The organism is Streptomyces niveiscabiei (genome assembly GCF_033794345.1).
Taxonomy (GTDB): domain Bacteria; phylum Actinomycetota; class Actinomycetes; order Streptomycetales; family Streptomycetaceae; genus Streptomyces; species Streptomyces niveiscabiei.
Genome location: NZ_JARAYJ010000127.1, coordinates 1 through 625 on the forward strand (window position 1 = coordinate 1; position 625 = coordinate 625).

Consider the following 625-nt stretch of genomic DNA (forward strand, 5'->3'; position numbering starts at 1 on the left):
CTGCGACACCTTTACGACGCCGTACGCGCACCACGCTTCCTCCCCTACCTCGGCCGACGCTCCTGTCCCCCTTCTCACCCTCTCGACCTGGGGGAACCGCTCCCGGACACGGACCTGCGTACGGCCCTCGGTGCAGCTCCCTGGCAGGCGTCCGCCTGGTACCGGCGGCGCACCCGGAGCGTCACCGCACTGGACCTGCTGATCGACTGCCCGCCAGCCGACGTCCCGCACCTGTCCCTGCGGGACACACCGGTCAGCTTCGACCCCCGCCACCGGCAGTACGCGCTGCGCGGCGTCGTCACCAGCCACGTCGACGTACCCGTGTCCCACGACCCGACCACCAACCTGCGCCCCCTGCCCGCCCCGAGGACCCCTTGATGTACCTGACCCGCTTCCGCATCAACACCGCGCGCTCCGGCGCGCGCCGGCTGCTCGGCTCGCCGAACTTCATGCACGGCGCCGTCAACATGGCCTTCCCCGACCCGCCGCCCCGCGACGGGACCGGGCCGCGCGTCCTGTGGCGGGTGGACCCGGCCGCAGCGGGCCGCGCCGACCTGTTCATCGTCAGCCCCGGCCGCCCCGACCTGACCCACCTCGTCGAGGAGGCGGGCTGGCCCGGACTGCC

At 73.8% G+C, this 625-nt stretch carries 2 protein-coding genes; both read left to right on the plus strand.

Annotation, left to right across the window (positions count from 1 at the left end):
* A partial coding sequence (locus PV682_RS44175; protein ID WP_319738624.1) for a type I-E CRISPR-associated protein Cas5/CasD occupies positions 1-378 on the plus strand: 378 nt, incomplete at its 5' end.
* Positions 378-625, plus strand: a 248-nt coding sequence (locus tag PV682_RS44180; RefSeq protein ID WP_319738625.1) for a type I-E CRISPR-associated protein Cas6/Cse3/CasE, incomplete at its 3' end; no start/stop codon positions are given. The genes PV682_RS44175 and PV682_RS44180, both read left to right, overlap by 1 nt.